The organism is Amycolatopsis sp. TNS106, assembly GCF_019330265.1.
Lineage (GTDB): Bacteria > Actinomycetota > Actinomycetes > Mycobacteriales > Pseudonocardiaceae > Amycolatopsis > Amycolatopsis lurida.
Window position 1 is genome coordinate 4972946 of sequence record NZ_CP024972.1, and the last position, 20964, is coordinate 4993909.

The following is a 20964-nucleotide window of genomic DNA, read 5'->3' on the forward strand; positions in this document are numbered from 1 at the left end:
GTCGTAGCGGGCAAGTGTAGCTACAACGCGGTTCCCGGTTCTGTCTCCTCGGTCACGAGATCGTAGGTTTCGAAACTGAAGCGGGCGAGGGTGCCCACCCAATTCCGATAGACCTTTAGATCATCGAAGGATTCAGCGTCTAGCCGCCATTCAGGTGGAAAGGCCTCCCGCACCGATTCCCCGGCGGAAAGGGCGATGAACGTCCTGCGCGCGGCGTCCGGATCGGCGACCAGCAGGGTCAGCAGGACGAGCACCGCCCGGTAGGGACCCCCGACGAACCGCGCCAGTTCCGCGTCCGGGATGCCGATGCGCACGAGCCGGTAGAGGTTGACCAGTTTCCGGATCTCGCGCGGCGTGTTCAGCCTTTTCCGCAGCACGTGGACGAAAGCGCGTTCGACCTCGGTGAGCCGCAACCGGTCCGGCCGCATGTTGTAGAACGTCGGCGGGGCCGTCTCCTGGACGACCACCTCCCTCGTTTCGCCGCCTTCAGGGGCACCGTCGTCCTCCGGCCATTCTTCGGGCTCGGATGGCTCCGGTGCCCGTTCCTCGATCGGCATCAGCGCGTCGATCAGCTCGTCCGCCGCGCTTCCCATGGGGCGCAGGGCGAACACGATCTGGAAGATCTTGTCGAGGTACTCCGCCTGTCGTGCCTCCCCCGCGCCGAACAGTTCTTCGTGGTGCTGGTCGAGGCAGCGCCGCAGCCACCGCGGGTCGACCGCGACCACCACGACGAACGCGGGCAGCGCCAGCAGCAGATGCACGGCGGCCAGCACTTCGATCACCTTCGAAGGCGGGCAACGGTCGAGATCGTCGACGTAGAGCACGATCCGTTCCAGCGGCGGTTTGCCCTTGCCGCCCGCCCGCAGCCATTCCTCCCTGGCGTCCCCCAGATCGGCACTCAGGTTCGCGAGATCTTCGCGGACCCGGGCGAAAACCCCTTGGTAGTCCCCGTACCGGCCGGTTTTCGCCTCCTCGATCAGATCGCCGAGCCTGCTTGCCGCGTCCAGCCGCCGAAGCCGCTCCTCGGTCTCCCGAACCTCGGTCTCGAATCGTTCCGCACGTTTGTCGACGTCGTGCCGCAGATTGTCCAATGTGGACTTCACCGGCGCGAGGGCGGCCCTGGCGGTGGTGAAGGCCGGGGTCAGCACGGCGCCGAGCGCGACGATGCCGCCCGCCGCGGCGAGAATCGCGTTGTGCCACAAGGCCCAGCCGGTGATCGCCCCGGCGACACCGAGCACGCCCAGCACCGCGTACCCAGCGACGGCGAGCCTCCGCCGACGGCGTTCGGCCCGGTCCTTCCCGGACACCAGCAGCCGCCAGCGCCAGGTGAGCGGGGAATCCGCCTTGACCGCCTTCAGCCCCGCGAGCCGGTTGCGCAGTTCCTCGCGTTCGGCGCGGACCTCGCCGGCGTCCGCGTGCGTCTCGGGCGCGCCGAGATTGCGGAACAGGTGGTCCACCAGCCCGACCCACAGATGGTCGTCGTGGTACTGCCAGGCGTTGAACCGGATCTGCCGGATCTCACCGGCGAACACGCTGTTGGCGGCGTCGCCGCGGGACCGGCGCGCCAGTTCGGCCACCCGGTCGGTCACCTGGCGGACGAAACTCGACTTGCCGGAACCCCAGGGGCCCAGCAGCGCGACACACAGCGGCGGGCTGGTCTCGCGGTCCGCGATGACCGCCGCGAGCGTACGCACGTCGTCGTGGAAACCGATCAGGTCGACCGGGCTTTCGACGTCCGGCGTGATCCGCGGCCGCGCCCGGCCCGGTTTGGGCTCGACGAAGCCGGTGCCGTCGATCTGGTTGCCGAAGCGGTCCCACACCCGGATCGTGCGATCGTCCCCGACCGTGACGATCTTCTCGTTGCCGGCGGTGCAGACGATCGCCCGGACGTTCCCCTGATGTCCCTTAAGGAGCGTGTAGTCCCGCGGGTCGTCGATCTCGCGGACGCGGACCTCGCCGTCGGAACCGCCGGAGAGCACCAACTTGCCGTCCGCGCCGAAGGCCAGCGCCCGCACCACGCCGGTGTGCCCGGGGAAGACGAGGGCCGGATCGCCCTTGCGTCCCCACAACCGGACCATCTCGCCTTCGGCGGACAGCACCTGCCTGCCGTCGGCGGAGATCGCGACCACATGGACCGCGGCCGCGCCGCCGAACCGGTAGTGGGAAACGATTTCCCCGTCCCACAGCCGCACGCCACCGGCGTCGTCCCCGGCGACGACGACCCGGCCGTCCGGGGTCACCGCGACCGATTCGACCTCCGGCCCGCCGGTGCGCAGGGCTCGTACCGTCGCGCCGTCCAGCCGCCGGACCTCGACGGTGCTTCCCGCGCCGGACACGGCGAAGTCCTTCGCCACCGCGACCGCCACGGTCCGCTTGGTGGTCTGGACCTCCGGGGCGTGCGCACCGGTACCGGTGATCCGCCAGCGCCGCACCGTCGCCCCATCGCAACCGACCACGTACTGCCCCGAAATACCCACCGCCAGCACCGGCCGATCGTGGCCGCTCAGCGCGAAACGCTGCTCTCCGGTCTCCAGATCCCATACCCGTACGGTCCGGTCCGCACCGCCGGTGACCAGCCGGTTTCCCTTCACCGCGACCGCGAGGATCGGTTCTTCGTGTCCGGTGAAACGCGCCGTCGTCATAACGGCACAGTCTTCCGGTCGCGTCAAGATCATGGTTAACGACAGGCGACTATCGGCGGGTACCCCGAGCGCCCCGAAAGGGTCAGGGTCGACAGTGCTCCGAAATTCCAGCACGCCTTACCACGAGGAGTTCAACGTGCTTCGACGTACCTTCGCCGCGGTGCTCACCGGCGCCGCGCTCTCCGTCTCGGTGCTTTCGGCACCCTCCGCCGGCGCCGCCGAGATCATGGCGACCACCCTGACCTACGACGACAGCCAGGCCGCGGAGTTCAAGGACGCGGTGGCCGCCGGCGTCAACGTCTGGAACACCAACGTCACCAACGTCCGGATCGTGAAGGCGACGCCGGGGCAGCGGGTCAACATCCGGGTCATCGCCGACAACGGCTGGCCGCGCGCCACGCTCGGCCCGGTCCGCCCCAGCGGCACGGTCACCGTGTGGATGGGCAGGCAGGCCGTTCAGCAGGGTTACTACACGCCGCGGATCGCTTCCCACGAACTCGGGCACAGCCTCGGCCTGCCCGACGTGAAGCCCGGCCCGTGCTCGTCGCTGATGTCCGGCTCTACCGGCGGCGTCAGCTGCAAGAGCGTGAACCCCAACGCCCAGGAGAAGGCCAGGGTCCAGCAGCTCTACGCCGGCACCGCGGTGCAGAGCGCCGACGCGGGCAAGGTCGTCGCGGACATCGGCTGATCCCGTGCCAGGGGGTGCCCGCCCGGCACCCCCTGGCCTGGGGTTCACACCTTCGCCGTGATCGCCGCCGCCGGGCACGACTGCACGGCGTCGCCGATGTCGGCCGGTTCCGGGTCCAGCAACCGGACCCGGCCGTCTTCCTCGTCCTGTTCGAACACCGCGGGCGCGGTCAGCACGCACATTCCGGCGCCCACACAGCGTTCCCGGTCCACTTCGAGTTTCATCGCGATCAGTCCCACGCCACCGGGAGCGCGTACACCCCGTAGATATCGGAATCCGTCCGCATCGGGATCTCGTCGGCCGGAACGGCCAGGCGCAGCTTCGGGAACCTGGCGAGCAGCCCGGTGAAGGCGACCTTCATCTGTACCCGCGCGAGCTGCTGTCCGAGGCACTGGTGGACCCCGTGCCCGAAGGAGGCGTGCCCGGCGGCGTTCCGGCGGACGTCGAGCCGATCGGGGTCCGGGAACTTCAGCGGATCACGGTTGGCCGCCATGCCCGACAGCGCGACCGCCTCCCCCGCTTTGACGAGCTGGCCGCCGATCTCGACGTCTTCGAGCGCGGTACGCGCACCGGTGTGCGCGATCGTCAGGTAGCGCAGCAGTTCCTCGATCGCGCCTTCGATCCGCTCCGGATCCTCGCGCAAGACCGCGAGCTGGTCCGGATGTTGCAGCAAGGCGAAGGTGCCCAGCGCGAGCATATTGGCCGTGGTGTCCAAACCGGCTCCCAGCAAGAGGAACGCGATACTGGTGAGTTCCTCGTCGGTGAGTTCCGTGGTCGTCAGTTCGCCCAGGATGTCGTCGGTCGGCTCGGACCGTTTCGCCAGGATGAGCTTGTAGAGGTACTCCCCCAGCGCGTTGATGGCGGCCTCCTGCTCCTCGGCCGGAGCGTCCGGCAGGTTCAGCGGCAGGACGTTGCGGCGGAAGAACTCGTGGTCTTCGTACGGGACGCCGAGCAGCTCGCAGATCATCAGCGCCGGAATGGGCTGTGCGAAGGCCGTCACCAGGTCGGCCGACGTACCTTGCCGTTCCATCGCGTCGAGATACTCGGTGGTCACCTGCTCCACCCGTTCGGAGAGCAGCCGCATCCGGCGGACGGTGAACTTGCCGGTGAGCAGCTTGCGATACCGCGCGTGCTCCGCGCCGTCCATCCTGATGAACATCCCCGGGGCGGCCGGTGGCATCTCCACCATCGCGGCCGTACCCGGCAGCGGCGAATGCATCAACTCCTGCCGGGCACTGAACCGCGGATCCGCGAGGACGGCCCGGGCGATCGCGTGCCCCGTCGCGAGCCAGCCCTCGTGACCGTCGGGGAACGTCAGCCGGACGAGCGGGTGTTCGTCGCGCAGCGTGCCGAGCTCGGCAGGCGGGTCGAACGGGCAGCCCTTCGGTCGTTCGAGGGGCAGTTCCGTGAGATGAGGCACCGATGTGGTCATTTCTGTTCCTCCCAGTTTTTACCGATACTCAAAGGCTACGTTGCATTTACGAACTCCTCAAAGCTACAGGCTGGCCTTTTTACTGTTAATGCTGGTAGATTTCCGGAAATCGTTGCAACGGTCGTGTCGATGAATGCAACGTCTCGTTGCAATGATCTGCGCGTGAACGCACAGGAGGTGCCCATGCCGGGCGGCAGGCTGACCCAGGAGGACCGCCGGCTGATCGCGTCCTGGCTCAAGGACGGTCTCGGTTACGCCGAGATCGCCCGGCGGCTCGGGCGGCCGACGTCGACGATCAGCCGCGAGGTCGCGCGCAACAGCGGCCGGTCCGGCTACCGCGCCGAAGAAGCGAACCGCGTCACCGGCGAACGCGCGCGGCGCCGCAAACCGCAGCAGCGTGCCGCCCCCGTCGTAGAGAACGGCTACGGCCGGGACCCGGAAGCCGTACGCGCCTTCGAAACCGACTTCGCCGAGATGATCGTGGCGACCGGACTGCCCCGGATGACCGCTCGGGTCCTCGCCTGCCTGGCCGTCAGCGACGATGGCGTGCTCACCGCCGCCGAACTCGCCCGGCGGCTCCAGGTCAGCCCGGCCTCGATCTCGAACGCCGTCGCCTACCTCGAAGCGCAGGCGATGCTCAAGCGAGACCGGGACGGCCGCCGGGAGCAGTATGTCATCGACGAGGAAATGCCCCAGCGCGTCTGGGCCGAAAGCGTCCGCTCGAACCAAGAATGGATCAAGATCTCCCGCCAGGGCGCCGACGTCCTCGGTGTCGCGACCCCCGCCGGCGCCCGCTTGGACGACCTCTCCCGATTCCACGCGCGCATCAACGAAGTCATGCACGACGACCGCGTCGCAGTCTTCGCCGGTGACGCGCTGACCGTGCTCACCGCACTCCTCCACGCCGGCCGAGGCCTCTCACTTCCGGCGCTCGCGTCCGCGCTGGACTGGTCGTCCGATCGGGTTTCGGCCGCCTTGCGGGTGGCGGAAGAGCATCCGCACATCGCCGGGCCGGTGCGGGTGGATTGTCGCGCCGGGGAGTATCGGGCGGTTCCGTTGGTGGAACGGCTCACGGGTGCACAGGTGGCTGCTTTGAGGTCTTGAGTGGTCCCGGGTGGCTCGGGTAGGCGATGGCTGTGCCCGGTTTGAGCGGAGTCTTGCGGACTCGCCGCCTATTGCCGCTTTCGGCGACGCTGGCCTAATGGCGAGTCTTGGCAGCGGCTTTTGAAGGGGCCGAAGCGGATCCCTGCGCACGCGGTGCCCGTCGCTTTCCGGCAACGCCTCCAATGGCGAGACTTGCCAGCGGCGGACCTCGAAGGGCCAACGCGGAGCCCCCTGCGCACGCGGTGCCTGTCGCTTTCCGGCAATGCCGGTCTAACGGCGCGACTTGTCGGCGACAGCCCCGAAGGACCAAAGCCGAGGCCTCCAAACAGGCCGCCCGTCGCCGCTTTCCGGCGACGCGGTTCTAACAGCAAGACTTGCCGTGAGCGTCCTTGAAAGTGAAAGTCGAGCCCTCCGCACAAAAGCCGCCTGTCGCCGATTCCCGGCAATGAGTCTCAGAACGGTGGCGATTCGTCGGCGAGCGGAGTCCTTGGGCGGGGTAGGTGAAGCTGCGGGGGTGAGCTGTCGTAGCTCTGTCCGGTGGGGGTGGTGATGGTGAGGGTGCCGTCGGTGGCGAGGTGGTAGGTCCAGCCGGGTTCGTCTTTGAGGCGGTGGTCACGTCGGCAGAGATCGATCAGTTCGTCGACATTGGTATGGCCGCCGTGCTGCCAGGGCACGGAATGATCGATGTCGCATGCTTGCGCGGGACGGTGACATCCGGGTCTTCGGCACTCGCGGTCCCGGACCCGGACGAACTCGTCCAAACCAGCGGTGGGTCGATACCGGCCCCGCCCGAGATCGAGTACCTGGCCGGAGAGCGGGTCCGTGATGATGCGGCGCAGCACGGTGTTCGGGCCGGTGGCGATGTGCCGGGCGAGTCCGGCGGGGACTGTGCCGTGTCCGGCCATCTCCGCCGGGTCGTCGTTGAGGCCAAGGTAGGTGAACAGATCCATGTACAGGAACACTTCGGTGCGTTCACCGGTGCCGCCTTGGCCGCCGAGCAGGAGGTCGAGCGCGACGTCGGCGCGTAGCTGCTCCAGGGTGCGGTTCTCTTCCCCGGTCTTGAGCGCCCGTGCTTCCCGATCGATGCGCCGGTAGGCGGCGGTGACTTTCTCGACCGGTCCGTCTTCGACCTCGATCGACGCCACTCCCGTTTCGCCCTGCCGCAAGGTCAGGCGACGGCCTTCGCGATGGCGTTCGGCCCGCGCTTCGGCGCCCTCGCGGTCGACGGTGGTCGCCGCGTGGTTCGCTGCTTTCCGGATCTGGTCAGGGTTCCTGCCCGGTAACCGCTCCTCCAGGAGCGCATCGACGGTACGGGCGTCCTCGTCCGACAGCCACGCGGTGGCCGCGGCGACCTTCATCGCGCCGAAGCCACTCACTTCTCCTTGGTCCATCAGGGACAGAGTGCGGGGCAGGCGGGCGGTCAACGCGTCGGCAGCGGCGACCATCGCACCGGCATGATTGTCCACAAGAGACAGCGCGAAGGCGACTTCCTGCGTGACGCTCCGCGCCCCGTCGCGATGCCGGTTTAGCTGTGCCAGCGCCCGGAACCGGACCGCTTCCAGCCGCGCGATCCATGCCGACGCCGCTTGCGCGACAGCGACGGAATCCTTGTCGTCCAACGAAGTGACCGAAGCATTCACCGCTTCCAGCACCTCGGGTTCAGTGAGTTTTTCCAGTAGCGCCACAGGCGCGGAATGTGTGTCCACCCCACGACCATACGACCGGCCACCGACAGTTTCCGGCTTCACGACGAGGGGCGGGATCGCCGATTTTCGACAACGAAAGGCAGACCACCGACTTCAGCCACCATGCAGCATCGCTGGCTTCCGGACAATGAGAACTCGACGTACACCACCTATTACGACCACAGTCCGGCATCCCCGACCTACGACAACGAGGAATCCGTGCTGCGTCGCCGACTTCCGGCAACAAGGTCTCAGCCGAGACCTGCCGATAGGCACCACCGGGCGTCCGTCGCCGGTTTCCGGCACTGAGTAGCCACCGGATCACGTAGCCGATTTCCGGCGACAAAGGCAGACCGCCGACAGAACCTGCCACCCGAACGCCCAGCAAGAACCCGCCGAGAAACAACCGAGCCCATCCACCGGGAAGCCCTACATCACGTCCCGCACGACCATCCGCTCCGAAGCGCGCTCGATAGCCGCCTCGACCGCGCCGACCCGGTCGGCCAGCAGGCCCATCGCGCCTACCGCGCGACTCATCGGGTCCTCGTCGTCCCCGCCCAGCGCTTGCGCGCGCAGGTAAGCCGCCTTCACGTCCGCCCATCGCTTCGCGTCCGACGAACTCAGCCGTCCGCGGAGTTCGGCCAGTTTCAGCAGGTTCGCTTCGGCGCCCGAGGTGAGTGTCTGTGCTTCGCCGGCGTAGTGGTCGTCGATCAGCGCTTCCAGTTCGGCGTCGTTCATCGCGGGCACGATCCGGCCGGCGAGCTTGTTCATGTTCCGGTACGAGCCCTGTAGCTGGAACGGCGGTTCGACCCGGGACGAGTCCGCCTGCGCGGCGGAAGCGATGTACGCCTGGTTGTTCCTCAGGACGATCTGCTGCACCTTGATCAGTTTCCGCAGTACGGCGAGGATCTGTTCCAGTTCGGTCGCCGAGTACGCGTGCTTCAGCTGATCCGCCCGCACCGAACCGTCACCGCGGGCCAGCCGCACGAGAACGTCCACATCGGACCGTTCGCGGGAGACCAGCGGTGCCAGGACGGTGTTCGCGGTGAGCGAGTTCTCGATGTAGCTCAGCGCGAACAGCTCTTCCTTGCCCGACAGCACATCGCCGAGGTTCCACACGTCCGCACGGTTCGCGAGCATGTCCGGGATCCGGAAACGCTTGCCCTGCTCGGTGTAGGGGTTGCCCGCCATGCAGACCGCGAACCGCTTGCCCCGCAGGTCGTAGGTCCGCGTCCGGCCTTCCCAGACGCCTTCCATCCGCCGCTGCGCGTCGCACAGCGAGATGAACTTCTGCAGCAGTTCCGGCGAGGTGTGCTGGATGTCGTCCAGATACAACAGCACATTGTTGCCCTGCTCCAACGCGAACGAGATCTTCTCGACCTCTTGCCGCGCCGTCGCGTTGGGCGCGTCCGCCGGATCCACCGACGTGACCTCGTGCCCGAGCGCCGGCCCGTTCACCTTCACGAACACCAGCCCGAGGCGGCTCGCGACGTACTCCATGAGCGTCGTCTTGCCGTAGCCGGGCGGCGAAATGAGCAGCAGCAGACCGGATTGGTCGGTGCGCCGCGCGTCGCCGGTGGCGCCGAGTTGTTTGGCGAGGTTGTCGCCGATCAGCGGCAAGTAGACCTCGTCGAGGAGCCTGTTGCGCACGAATGCGCTCATCACCTTCGGCTTGTACTCGCTCAGCCGCAGCCTGTCCCGTTCGGCCGCCACGAGATCGTTGCGCAGCCGTTGGTACGCCCGGAAACCCGGCACCCGGTCACGCCGGAACCGCAGCGTCCTGGCCAGCGTCTCGTCGAGCCGCAGGGTCAGGGAGCGGTTGACGATCCGCGGATGTGAGCCGAGCAGACCGTCCACAGTGGCCGAAAGTTCCGCCGAGGAATCGTAGCGGGGCAGGTCTGCCAGTTCGATCGCGACGGCCTCCGCCAGCTCGTCGTCAGGCAGACCGGTCGAATCCACAAAGGACCGAAGCCAGGCCTCGGCGAGCTGATGACGGTCCGCGAGATCTTCGAGGGCGCGCAGGTCTTCGGCGAAGCTCCGGCGGTCGAGCCGGAACTTGTCGAGCAAGGTCCGCGCGCCGGCACTGGTGACGAAACCCGGCGACGCGTCGGCCAGTTCCTCGAACAGGTACTCGCCGGCGAGTTCGAGGTCCAGCGTCAAGCCGGACGACGTGGCGAAAGCCGACATCGCCTCGGTGAGTTCCCGCGCCAGCGAGTCGATCGCCGTCGTGTGCCCGAACGCCTCCCGCACCCGCGCGAGCGAAGCGGAGCGCGTCGTCCACGCGGCCTTCGCCGCCTCGGCGGCACCGAAGGCCCAGAACAGCTGAGCGGAAGCCCTGGCGGCGGGCGGATAACGCAGAAGCCCGGCCCCGGACCGCAGGCGCAACAACACCGACAGGATCGCGGCGGCGTCGTGGTCGTGCACACCCCGCGCGTAACCCTCGTCGTAGCGGTCCCCCGCCACGCGCCGGACGACGTCCAGCAGATCGGCTTCCGGCAGCTCCGGCTGTTCGGCCAGAATCGACGTCGCCAGGTACTCGGCACGGTAGACCTCGGGCGACTCCGAGACCAGCAGCTGATCCCAGTACGGCCGCGTCGCCTCGAAGGAGGAATCCCGTACGGGCGAGCGGTAGTCGGTCCCGGTGATCGCGAACTTCATCCCGCCGTCGTGCGGCACCAGGGTGAGGTCGATGTCCTGCGTGTTGACCGCGAAGGTGTTGCGGCCGAGGCGGATCGTCTCGCCGCCCTCGCCGTAGAGGTCGAGCCGGTCACGCAGTGCGCGGCCTGCCTCCTGCCGGGCGGCCTTGACCCGGCCTTCCAGTTCTTCGGCGCGCACCTGGTCGCCGAGGTCCCGCAGTTCGGCGACGACGCTGCGCAGCTTCGCGACCATCGGATCGGAGGCGAAGTAGGTGTTGATCTCATCGACCGAACCGAGCGTGCCGACCCGCCTGGTGACGCTCGAGAGGATCCGCTCGGCCGAGTCGACCAGCCGATCCGCGCGACGCGCCCGCTCGTCGAGCAGTGCCTGCTTGCGCGAGGAAAACGCCTCGTAGACGTCGGTGCGCTTCTCGCCGAGCGATGCGAGGAAGTCGTCGAACTCGCCGAACCGCGATTCGAGGTTCTCCAGCTGCAGCAGCAATCTGCCGAGCTGCTCGTCACACCGGTCGGGAGTGTCCGCGACCGCGAGCCCGCCGGTGATCGCCTGCGCGAGCAGCGCGAACTCGGCGGCGAACTCCGCCCGGCCCTCGGTCTCCAGCAGTTCCTTGCGACGCGCTTCGAGGGTCGCCCGTGCCCGGTTGACCGCGCCGATGACCTCGCCGACGCGTTCGAGGATCTTCGTCCGCACCACGGCGTCCGCGATGTCCAGGCCGCCGACCACGTCGGTGAGGACTTCGAGTCCGCCGGACTGCTCGTCCAGCTGTTCGGCGACCGGGACGGCTTCGGCGACCGTGGAGATCGAGCCCGCGGCCTCGATCAGCCCGTCGACCTCGGCGTGGTAGCTCGTGAACGCGTCCTCGCCCTGCAAGAACCGGACGGCGCGCTGAGCGGCTTCGCTGAAGTTTCCGTCGAGGTCGGCGATCAGCTTGTCGACGCGGTCGGTGTCGACATAGCGCAGTTCCCGCACGGTGACGAGATGCCCTCGCGCACGGTGCATTTCGGCGAGCCTGCGCACCCACGCGTCGGCCGCGTTCAGCGCCTCGCCCCGTACCTTCCGCACGAGCGAGGCGGTTTCCGCGGCGGCTTCCTCGACGGCCTCGGCCGCCTGCGAGGTGAGCGCGGTGACCGTCTCGAACTCGTCGAGCACCTGTTCCGCGGTGACCCGGACGTCCGACAGCGGCGACCGCAGATCTCCGAGTTCGGCCTCGCCGAGCCAGTGGTAGTGGTCGAAGACCCGGGCGCACGCGGCGATCAGAGCTTCGAACACCGCCGCCGACGGCGCCATCTCGCCGACCATCCGGCCGATCGAGAGACAGTCGGAGATCCCGCGGACCAGATCGGCGTTGCCGACCCGCTCCAGCGGCCCGGTCCCGGCGGGCTGCGACGCGGCATACGTGTCGGACTGGAACGGCGTCCGCCACACCTGCATCGGGTGCACCCGGCTCGGCTCGTCCGACAGCGCGCGGAAAAGCACCATCGTGCCGTCGTCGAACAGCGAGTACCCGTGGCACGGGATCGGGTTCGAGACCTCCTTGCGGATCACGTTGTACGGCAGGAGAAGCGAGCGTCCGTCGGTCCGCGCGTGGAAGACGTAGAGCACGTCCTCGCCGTTCGGCGAGCGGATCACCCGCTCGAATTCGAGACCGTCCACGGTGGTGTCGAACGTCTTGCTGACACCCGTGTCGAGATAGTAGCCGCCGGGGAAGATGATCCCGTGGTCCTCGGGCAGCCGCTGGCACGCCTGCCCGATCCCGTCGAGGCGCACGACGGCGCGCGTGCGGGTGTTGAACACCAGGTACCGGTACACGGTCTCCTTGTACGGCAGCACCCGCAGCAGGATCAGCGGGCCGATCCTGGCGTAGGAGACCTCGGCGTCGGCGAGGCTTTGCAGCGGCTCGTCGACCGCCTCGGCGTAGACGCCCTCACCGGTTTCGGTGTTGTTCTCGACCTTGATCGTCAGGTTGCCGCCGACGGTCTCGACGAACACCTCGTCCTCGATCGAGATATGCGGATGCCGCCCGAGAACATGCTGTTCGCGGCTCGTCTCGATCCACTCGAAGTCGTGCGACGGCGGGAAGACGTGGTCCCGTTCGCCTCGGCTGTCCACATAGGACACCGAGCCATCGGCGGCGATGCCCCAGCGCAGCACGCGGATGTCCTCGGTCCGCGGACCGATCTGGAACACCGCGAGCAGTTTGCCCTCGACCCGCCGCAGCTGCAGCAGCTTCGCCTGCCGGTAGTACCGGTACAGCTCGGCGAAGTCGCGGACGAACTGCTCGTCGCGCAGCAGCTCCGGCAGCTCTTCGGCAGGCACGTCGTCGAAGCGGAAAGCCTCTTCGTCATGACTGAAGCCATGCAGCGAGAAGACGTCGTCGACCGTCGTCTCCGGTTTGAGACCGATGAAGACGTTGTAGCCGAACAGCATCCGCCCGCCGACCGACACGACGTCCCGCGGCACGCAGTTGTTCGCGGTGCGGATCCGTTCCGTGCCGATCAGCGCGAGCTGCGCGCTGCCGAAGACCCCGAGCCGCGCCTTGTTGAGCTCGTCCGCGCGTTTCGCCAGTTCGGCGGCCTGTGCGGCGAGCCGGGCGCGGAGCACCTCGTAGGTGCCCGCGTCCAGCTGCTCCGTTCCTGCCGCCGGTTCGGTCGTCGTCACTGCTTCGCGGGGGCGAGGGTGGCGACAGAGGTCTCGGCGAGGCCGAGCCGCTGCGCCATCGACAGCAGCTCACGCAGCTTGTCGCTGTCCGGGCCGCCCGCCTGCAACTGCTTGGCCAGGAAGGCCGACAGCGTCAGGTTCTTCACGTCCTCCGTGCTCACCGAGCCGACCAGTTTCGTCAGGTCTTCGGTGAAGCTGCCCGAACCGTCGAGCCACGACTTCCCGAGCGTCTGGACGACGTCCGAGTGCTCGACGAAGCCGTCCACGCTCTTGCCGAGCCCGATCGAGCCGATCACCTTCTCGAAGAACATCGTCTCGCCGCCGACGATGTCGATGTCGGCCTTCTCCAGCCCGATGCCGAGGACCGTGGCCTGCGCCTCGGCGACCTCGCGCTGCACGGTGAGCGCGGCGAGCCGGATCTCCTTCTCGGCCTCCAGGCGCAGGCGGTACTCCTCGTGCTGACGGCTGGCGGTGTCGAGCGCGGCCATCGCGGCGGCCTTCTCGGTGAGACCTTCGGCCTCGCCCTTGAGCTTGTCGCGCATCCCGTCGGCGAGCACGATCGCCTTCTCGCGTTCGACGATCGCCTCGGCGCGGCCGACCTTCTCCAGCGCGTCGGCGTCGCGTTCCTTGACCTGCGCCGCGGCCAGCCCGATGGCGGCCTCCTCGGCCTGGATGCCTTCGGCCAGCCGGATCTTGGCCCGGGTGTCCAGCTCGGCGGCCTGCTGGCGCGCCTCGGCCAGCGTCAGCTCCTCGCGGGCCTTGTGCTTCGACGCGGCCTCGGCGGCTTCCGCGGCCTTGATGTCCTTGACGAGGTTTTCCTGCGCCTCCGCCTCGGCCCGGATGATGATCGCCGAGCGCTGGCGCTCCGCCTCTTCGACGACGCGGAGCTTCTTGATGTTCTCTTCCTGCTCGGCCACGGTCTTCTCGACGGCGATCCGCTCGCGGATCACCTCGGCGATGGACCGCTTCTCGGTCTCGACTTCCTTGTCCTTGGCGATTCGGGACAACTCGGTCTCGCGTTCGCGGCCGATGACCTCGAGCAGCCGGTCCTTCTCGATGCGCTCGCTCTCGATGGCGATCACGCGCTCACGGTTCTTGCCCGCGACCTCGATCTCACGCTGCTGGTTCTGGTGCTGGATGCCGAGCTGCTCGTCCGTGCGCAGCTGCGCGGCCTGCGACTTGAGCCGTTCCTCCGCCTGCACCTTCGCGATCTCGGCCTCTTCACGCGCCCGCATGGTCTCGACCTCGCGGTTCTGCTTGATCTCCGCGTCGGCCTGCCGCCGCTCCAGTTCCAGGATCGCCTCGCGGGCGTCCACGTTCTGGCGGGTGATCTCTTTTTCCTCGCTGCGGCGGAACTCGTTGGTGCGCACGTGCTCGATCGCGGTCAGCTCGGTGATCTTGCGGATACCCTGCGCGTCGAGGATGTTCGCCGAGTCGAGCTGCGCCATCGGCGTCTGCTCGAGGTAGTCGATGGCCGCGTCCTCCAGGCTGTACCCGTTGAGATCGGTGCCGATGACGCGGATGATCTGGTCGCGGAATTCGTGGCGTTTGGTGTAGAGGTCCACGAAGTCCAGCTGCTTGCCGACGGTTTTCAACGCCTCGGAGAACTTGGCGTTGAACAGCTCCTGCAGGGTCGCCTCGTCGCTGGCGCGTTCGGTGCCGATGGCCTGCGCGACCTTGATGACGTCCTCGACGGTCTTGTTGACCCGCACGAAGAACGAGATCCGGATGTCGGCGCGGATGTTGTCCCGGCAGATCAGGCCCTCCCGGCCGGTCCGGGTGATCTCCATGGCCTTGACCGAGGTGTCCATGATCTCGGCCTTGTGCAGCACGGGCAGGACGATCGCGCCGGTGAACGTCACGTCGACGCGGCGGACCTTCGAGATGATCAGCGCCTTGCCCTGCGGCACCTTCTTGAACAACCTGGTGATCGTGAAGAGCAAGACCAGGAGGATGACAACTATCACGGCGATCAGTACGCCGGCCCCCACGCTGATGGCACCCATAGTGTTCCTTTTCTGCTTCAGATGTCCAAGGACTCGACCCAGAAGAACTCGCGTTCGGGGTCGTAGTCATAGAGAACTACGCGGCTGCCCGCCGTGAGGTTGCCTTCGCCTGCCTGACGAACGTCCACAATGGCCGTGGAGCCGTCGGCGGCGGCGACTTCGGCCTGGCCGAAGTCATGGGTGACCGACGAGGTGCGGATGACCGCGGCCCTGCCGACGAAATCTCTCCTGCTCGGTTCCTTCGCGGGACCGAAGACTCGACGAAGCGGCACCACGATCACCCTCGTCCCGAATGTGCCGAGGACGAGCGCGACGACGAGCACGCCGATCCCGAGCCCGATCCTCGATGGTGTCGAAAGCTCCAGGTCATCGAGTAGAACCGTCCCTGCCAGGCTGGCGAACCAGGTGAATGCGATCAGTAAAGAGAGCGAAAGGGACAGCGGGACCCCGCCGAAGCCCGCCAGGAGCCCGTCGCCGCCGTCGAAGTCGTCGACGTCGACAGCACCGAGCAGGGCCAGCAGCCAGTAGCCGATCACCACGATCAGCAGGAAGCTGAAGAGCACGGCCGGGAACCCCAGAGCCGCGGTGACGAACCCGCCCATCGCCGTCGTTCCCTCCCCCATTACCCCGGGTCAGGACTATAACCAGCGCGTGACGGCGGGCGGGCCGTTTTCGGCTACGAGTGGGTCACGGTGCGCCCCGCAATCAGTCACCTGCTTGCGCCGATCCCACCCGCAAGCAGGTGACTAATTGCGAGCGGAGCGTTACGCCGACCGGCGGCTCCCAAGCCATCCGGTTGGACCTGTCGCACCACCGGGGCGGGCCCTACTCTCCAGTATTGAGAGTGACACAGGACACACCACGGTCTTGGGAGGCTCCATGGGGTGGCACGTTCGCGAAACGATCGACGAGGATCGACGCGAACGGCGAATCCGCCACGTCACCCGATGCCTGAGCTGCACGCTCACTTGTGTCCATTGTGGACTTCCGGCGAGATTCTCCGTCCCGCCAGGGCATCCCGGCCTCGGCGTCGTCGAACACCTGCCCGGCGTGACCTCACCGGGACTCCCGGATCTCGCCCTGCTGCACCGATTCTGCCGGGACACACTCGCCGCGGAGCCGGGTATCGCGCTCAGGCGCGCCTATCTCGGCCTGGCGACCGAACTCTTCGAAACGGGACGGCGGATCCGCCGTCACCGCAGGCTCGGCGTGCATCCGCCACGGCCGGGACATCTCGAGGCCTACCGAAAACGGTGGCGAGTGGCCAAAATGCGGTACGCCTGCAAGGCGTGCCGGTACTACACCGGCTCTCACTGAGCCGATTCTCCCCCGGAGGACTCGTGCTCGTTCGTCTCATCCTCGGCCTGCTCATCACCGTCGCCGGTCTCGCTTTCGCCGCCCGCCGCGCCTTCTGGCTCTACAAACTGATCCGCTCCGGCCAGCCGGACGAGAAACGCTCGGACGTCATGGCGGTCCGCGCGAAAACGCATCTGGCGGAGGTCTTCGGGCAGCGCAAACTGCTCAAGTGGTCCGTCCCCGGGCTCGCGCATCTGTTCACGTTCTGGGGTTTCGTGATCCTCGGGTCCGTCTACGTCGAGGCGTACGGCGCCCTGTTCGATCACGACTTCCACATCCCGCTCATCGGGCACTGGGCGGTACTGGGCTTCCTTCAGGACTTCATCGCGGTCGCGGTGCTGGTCTCGCTCGCGGTCTTCGCGGTCATCCGGATCCGCCAGGCCCCCGAACGGAAAGACCGCGCGTCGCGGTTCTTCGGATCGCACACCGGCGGCGCCTGGCTGATCCTGTTCATGATCTTCAACGTGATCTGGACGATGTTCCTCTTCCGAGGCGCGTCAGCCGCGGTCGGTGTCTTCCCCTACGAGTCCGGCGCGTGGGTTTCCCTTGGCGTGGGCGAACTCCTGGAGCCGCTGGGCCCGTCGGTCACCGAGCCGCTGGAGACCGTCGGGCTGTTGCTGCACATCGGCGTGATGCTGGCGTTCCTGTCGATCGTGCTCTACTCCAAGCACCTCCACATCTTCCTGGCGCCGGTCAACGTCACCGCCAAACGACTCCCCGACGCGCTCGGCCCCTTGCTGCCGATGGAATCCGGCGGCAAGCCGATCGACTTCGAGGATCCGGGCGAAGACGACACGTTCGGCCGCGGCAAGATCGAGGACTTCACCTGGAAGGGCATGCTCGACTTCGCCACCTGCACCGAATGCGGCCGCTGCCAGTCGCAGTGCCCGGCGTGGAACACCGGGAAACCCCTGTCCCCCAAGCTGTTGATCATGGATCTGCGCGACCACCTCTTCGAGAAGGCGCCCTACATCCTGGACGGCAAGGAAGCGCCCGAAGAACGTCCTCTGGTCGGCACCAAGGAGGACTTCGGCGTCATCGATCCGGACGTCCTCTGGTCCTGCACCACGTGCGGCGCCTGCGTCGAGCAGTGCCCGGTCGACATCGAGCACGTCGACCACGTCGTGGACATGCGTCGCTATCAGGTGATGATCGAGTCGGCGTTCCCGAGCGAACTCGGTGTGCTGTTCAAGAATCTGGAAACCAAGGGCAACCCCTGGGGCCAGAACAACTCCGATCGCCTCGCGTGGACGAAGGACCTCGGCTTCGAGGTGCCGATCTTCGACGGCGAACTAGCCGACGACGTCGAGTACGTCTACTGGGTCGGCTGCGCGGGCGCTTTCGACGACAACGCCCGCAAGACCGTCCGCGCCACCGCGGAACTCCTGCATCTCGCCGGGGTGAAGTACACGATCCTCGGCACCGACGAGTCGTGCACCGGCGACCCGGCCCGCCGCTCCGGCAACGAGTTCCTCTTCCAGATGCTCGCGCAGCAGACCGTCGAGACGCTGAACGCGGTGTTCGAGGGCCGCGAGCCGGGCACCCGCAAGATCGTCACCACCTGCCCGCACTGTCTCAACACCCTCGGCCGCGAGTACCCGCAACTGGACGGGCATTACGAGGTCCTGCACCACACGCAACTGCTGAACCGGCTCGTCCGCGCGGGCAAGCTGACGCCGGTCAAACCGGTCGACGCCGGCCCGGTGACCTACCACGACCCGTGTTATCTCGGCCGCCACAACAAGGTCTACGAGCCGCCGCGTGAACTCGTCGGCGCGACGGGCGCCACGCTCAGCGAGATGCCCCGGCACGCCGACCGCTCGCTCTGCTGCGGTGCCGGCGGCGCGCGGATGTGGATGGAAGAGCAGATCGGCAAGCGCATCAACCTCGAGCGCGTCGACGAAGCCCTCGGCACGGACGCCGAAACCATCGTCACCGGCTGCCCGTTCTGCCGCGTGATGCTGAACGACGGCCTCGTCCAGCGACAGAGCGAGAAGCGTGGCGAGAACGTCACCGTGCGTGATGTCTCCCAGCTGCTACTGGAGACCGTGCGGGAGCGGGACCGGACGACGACGGAGATTTAAGGCACACGAGAGTTGGAAGTTCGGCACACCGAACTCTAAACTCGCGGAATGGCGAATCTGCGCAAGACCGTGTGCGCGCTGGCGGCGTCCGCACTCGTCCTGTCCGCTTGCGGCGGTCCCGCCGACGGCGGGGACGACAAGCGGCCCGTCGTGCTGACCACGTTCACGGTCCTGGCGGACATCGCCTCGAACGTCGCGGGCGACAAGCTCCGGGTCGAGTCGATCACCAAGCCCGGCGCCGAAATCCACGGCTACGAGCCCACGCCGGACGACATCAAGAAGGCCGCGAAGGCCGACCTGATCCTCGACAACGGACTCAACCTGGAGGCGTGGTTCGCCCGGTTCGTCAAGGAGAGCGACGCGCCGCACAAGGTGGTCAGCGAGGGTGTCCAGCCCATCGCCATCGGCGAAGACGCCTATCAGGGAAAGCCGAACCCGCACGCGTGGATGTCTCCGACGAATGTGGGTATCTACGTGGACAACATGGTGAAGGCGTTCAGCGAGCTCTCCTCCGGCGACGCCGCCGTGTTCAAGACGAACGGCGACGCCTACAAGGCGAAACTGAAGGAGGTGCGGGACGAGATGACGGGTGCGCTGAGCGGGCTGCCGCAGAACGAGCGAGCGCTGGTCACCTGCGAAGGCGCCTTCTCCTATCTCGCGCGCGACACCGGCCTCACCGAGCGGTACATCTGGGCGGTCAACGCCGAACAGCAGGCAACGCCGCAGCAGATCACCCGCGCCATCGAATTCGTCAAGCAGAACAAGGTCCCCGCGGTGTTCTGCGAGTCGACCGTCTCCGACGCCCCGATGCAGCAGGTCGTCTCCGCGACCGGTGCCGCTTTCGGCGGCGTCCTGTACGTCGATTCCCTGTCCGGCCCCGAGGGCCCGGTGCCGACCTACCTCGACCTCATCCGCCACGATTCGAAGACGATCGTCGCCGCGCTCACCGGAGCGAAGCCGTGACGGCCGCGATCCGCGTCGAAGGCGTCACCGTCCACTACGGCGACGTCCTCGCGCTCGACGGTGTCGACGTCACGCTCGAACACGGGCACGTCTGCGGGCTGGTCGGGATGAACGGTTCCGGCAAGTCGACGCTGTTCAAGACGATCATGGGCATGGTCCGGCCGGACACCGGCACGGTGTCGATCGACGGCGGCACTCCCGCCCGCGCCCGCAAGACCGGCGTGATCGGGTACGTGCCGCAGAGCGAGGACGTCGACTGGTCGTTCCCGCTGTCCGTGCGGGACGTCGTGATGACCGGCCGCTACGGACATCTCGGCTTCACCCGGCGCCCGCGCCGCGCCGACCACGAAGCCGTCGACCACGCGCTGGAGCGGGTGGAGCTGAGCGAACTCGCCGGACGCCAGATCGGCCAGTTGTCCGGCGGACAGCGCAAACGCGCGTTCGTCGCGCGCGGCATCGCCCAAGGTGCCCGTGTCCTGTTACTGGACGAGCCGTTCGCCGGCGTGGACAAGCGGTCCGAAGCCACGATCACCCGGTTGCTCAAGGAACTCGCGGCCGACGGCGCCGCGGTCCTGATCTCCACGCACGACCTGCACGCGCTGCCCGGCCTTGCCGACGAGGCGATCCTGCTGATGCGCAAGGTGCTCGCGCACGGCTCCCCCGGCGAGGTGCTCCGGCCCGAAAATCTCGCGCTGGCCTTCGGACTCGACGTCCTGCAACGGGAAGAAGAACTCGCGTGAGTCCGTACGACCTGTTCCTCGAACCGCTGAGCTACGACTTCATGGTGCGGGCGCTGGCGTCCACGGTCATCGCGTCGGCGGTCTGCGCGGTGCTCTCCTGCTGGCTGGTGCTGATCGGCTGGTCGCTCATGGGCGACGCGGTCTCGCACGCCGTGCTGCCCGGCGTCGTGCTCGCCTACGTTCTCGGCGCGCCGTTCGCACTGGGCGCCGTCGTCTTCGGTTTCCTCGCCGTGGCGCTGATCGGCGTCGTCCGCGACACCAGCCGCGTCAAGGAGGACGCCGCGATCGGGATCGTGTTCACCACGCTGTTCGCGCTGGGGCTCGTGTTGATCTCGGTGACGCCGAGCCAGACCGACCTGAACCACATCATCTTCGGCAACCTGCTCGGCGTCGACACCTCGGACCTGATCCAGATCGGCGTCCTCGGCGCGATCACGCTCACCCTGCTGGTGCTCAAACGCCGCGATTTCACCTTGTACGCCTTCGATCCCACGCACGCGCACGCCATCGGGCTGAACCCGCGCGTGCTCGGCGCCGCGTTGCTCGGGCTGCTCGCGCTGACCGCGGTGGTGGCGCTGCAGGTGGTCGGCGTGATCCTCGTGGTGGCGATGCTGATCATCCCCGGCGCGACGGCGTACCTGCTGACCGACCGCTTCGGCCGCATGCTCGTGATCGCGCCGTCGTTCTCGGTCCTCGCGGCGGTGACCGGGCTGTACCTGAGCTATCACCTCGACACCGCGTCCGGCGGCATGATCGTGCTGGTGCAGGGCGCCGGGTTCACGCTGGTGTACCTGTTCGGGCCACGGCACGGGATCATCGGGAAGCGGCTGGCCAGGCGAAGGCGGGAGCTGTCCCGGGCGGCGTAACCGGACGGCGTTCTCGCGTGATTGGGCGGACGACACGCGGCGGCGTCCGGCCGCGGGTGTGTCGTCCGCCTGGTCACGCGTGTCG

Annotated in this window: 14 protein-coding genes; 7 read left to right on the forward strand and 7 right to left on the reverse strand. The window is 67.6% G+C overall.

Going from position 1 to position 20964, the window contains the following annotated elements; translation table 11 throughout:
* Positions 1-20: 20 nt before the first annotated feature.
* The gene (locus tag CVV72_RS22205) at positions 21-2642 is read right to left on the reverse strand and encodes a P-loop NTPase fold protein (RefSeq protein ID WP_219145636.1); all 2622 of its coding nucleotides are present in this window, start codon (positions 2640-2642) and stop codon (positions 21-23) included.
* A 136-nt stretch (positions 2643-2778) separates the two neighbouring features.
* On the opposite strand from CVV72_RS22205, the gene CVV72_RS22210 reads away from it, so the two are divergent.
* Positions 2779-3330 carry a snapalysin family zinc-dependent metalloprotease gene (locus CVV72_RS22210; RefSeq protein ID WP_219145637.1) on the forward strand — a complete coding sequence of 184 codons (552 nt, stop codon included), beginning with the start codon at positions 2779-2781 and terminating at the stop codon, positions 3328-3330.
* A 44-nt stretch (positions 3331-3374) separates the two neighbouring features.
* Here the strand turns inward: CVV72_RS22210 and CVV72_RS22215 are convergent, their stop codons facing one another.
* Positions 3375-3554, reverse strand: a complete 180-nt coding sequence (locus tag CVV72_RS22215) for a ferredoxin (RefSeq protein WP_219145638.1) — start codon at positions 3552-3554, stop codon at positions 3375-3377.
* A gap of 5 nt (positions 3555-3559) precedes the next feature.
* On the reverse strand, positions 3560-4762 hold the full coding sequence (locus CVV72_RS22220; RefSeq protein ID WP_219145639.1) for a cytochrome P450: 1203 nt from the start codon (positions 4760-4762) through the stop codon (positions 3560-3562).
* Between the two features lie 183 nt (positions 4763-4945).
* Between CVV72_RS22220 and CVV72_RS22225 the strand changes: the two genes are divergently transcribed.
* Positions 4946-5866, forward strand: coding sequence for a helix-turn-helix domain-containing protein (locus tag CVV72_RS22225; RefSeq protein ID WP_219154058.1), 921 nt, complete (start codon positions 4946-4948; stop codon positions 5864-5866).
* 452 nt (positions 5867-6318) lie between these two features.
* On the opposite strand, the gene CVV72_RS22230 is transcribed toward CVV72_RS22225, so the two are convergent.
* From CVV72_RS22230 to CVV72_RS22245, 4 genes are all read right to left on the reverse strand, one after another.
* Positions 6319-7515, reverse strand: coding sequence for a DUF222 domain-containing protein (locus CVV72_RS22230; protein ID WP_370641967.1), 1197 nt, complete (start codon positions 7513-7515; stop codon positions 6319-6321).
* Positions 7516-7980: 465 nt separating this feature from the next.
* Positions 7981-12864, reverse strand: a complete 4884-nt coding sequence (locus CVV72_RS22235) for a DNA repair ATPase (RefSeq protein WP_219145640.1) — start codon at positions 12862-12864, stop codon at positions 7981-7983.
* Positions 12861-14870, reverse strand: coding sequence for a flotillin family protein (locus CVV72_RS22240; RefSeq protein WP_219145641.1), 2010 nt, complete (start codon positions 14868-14870; stop codon positions 12861-12863). The genes CVV72_RS22235 and CVV72_RS22240 overlap by 4 nt, the downstream gene beginning before the upstream one ends.
* 17 nt (positions 14871-14887) lie before the next feature.
* Positions 14888-15493: a hypothetical protein gene (locus tag CVV72_RS22245; RefSeq protein ID WP_255632215.1), complete on the reverse strand. Its 606-nt coding sequence runs from the start codon at positions 15491-15493 to the stop codon at positions 14888-14890.
* 256 nt (positions 15494-15749) lie between these two features.
* Between CVV72_RS22245 and CVV72_RS22250 the strand changes: the two genes are divergently transcribed.
* The 5 genes from CVV72_RS22250 to CVV72_RS22270 are packed head-to-tail and all read left to right on the forward strand — an operon-like array spanning position 15750 to position 20879.
* On the forward strand, positions 15750-16187 hold the full coding sequence (locus CVV72_RS22250) for a hypothetical protein (protein ID WP_034317868.1): 438 nt from the start codon (positions 15750-15752) through the stop codon (positions 16185-16187).
* A 23-nt stretch (positions 16188-16210) separates the two neighbouring features.
* Positions 16211-18310 carry a heterodisulfide reductase-related iron-sulfur binding cluster gene (locus tag CVV72_RS22255; RefSeq protein WP_219145642.1) on the forward strand — a complete coding sequence of 700 codons (2100 nt, stop codon included), beginning with the start codon at positions 16211-16213 and terminating at the stop codon, positions 18308-18310.
* A 48-nt stretch (positions 18311-18358) separates the two neighbouring features.
* Positions 18359-19273: a metal ABC transporter substrate-binding protein gene (locus CVV72_RS22260; RefSeq protein ID WP_219145643.1), complete on the forward strand. Its 915-nt coding sequence runs from the start codon at positions 18359-18361 to the stop codon at positions 19271-19273.
* Entirely contained in the window at positions 19270-20013 is a 744-nt protein-coding gene (locus CVV72_RS22265) for a metal ABC transporter ATP-binding protein (RefSeq protein ID WP_219145644.1), read from the forward strand. The genes CVV72_RS22260 and CVV72_RS22265 overlap by 4 nt, the downstream gene beginning before the upstream one ends.
* Positions 20010-20879: a metal ABC transporter permease gene (locus CVV72_RS22270; protein ID WP_219145645.1), complete on the forward strand. Its 870-nt coding sequence runs from the start codon at positions 20010-20012 to the stop codon at positions 20877-20879. The genes CVV72_RS22265 and CVV72_RS22270 overlap by 4 nt, the downstream gene beginning before the upstream one ends.
* Positions 20880-20964: the final 85 nt, after the last annotated feature.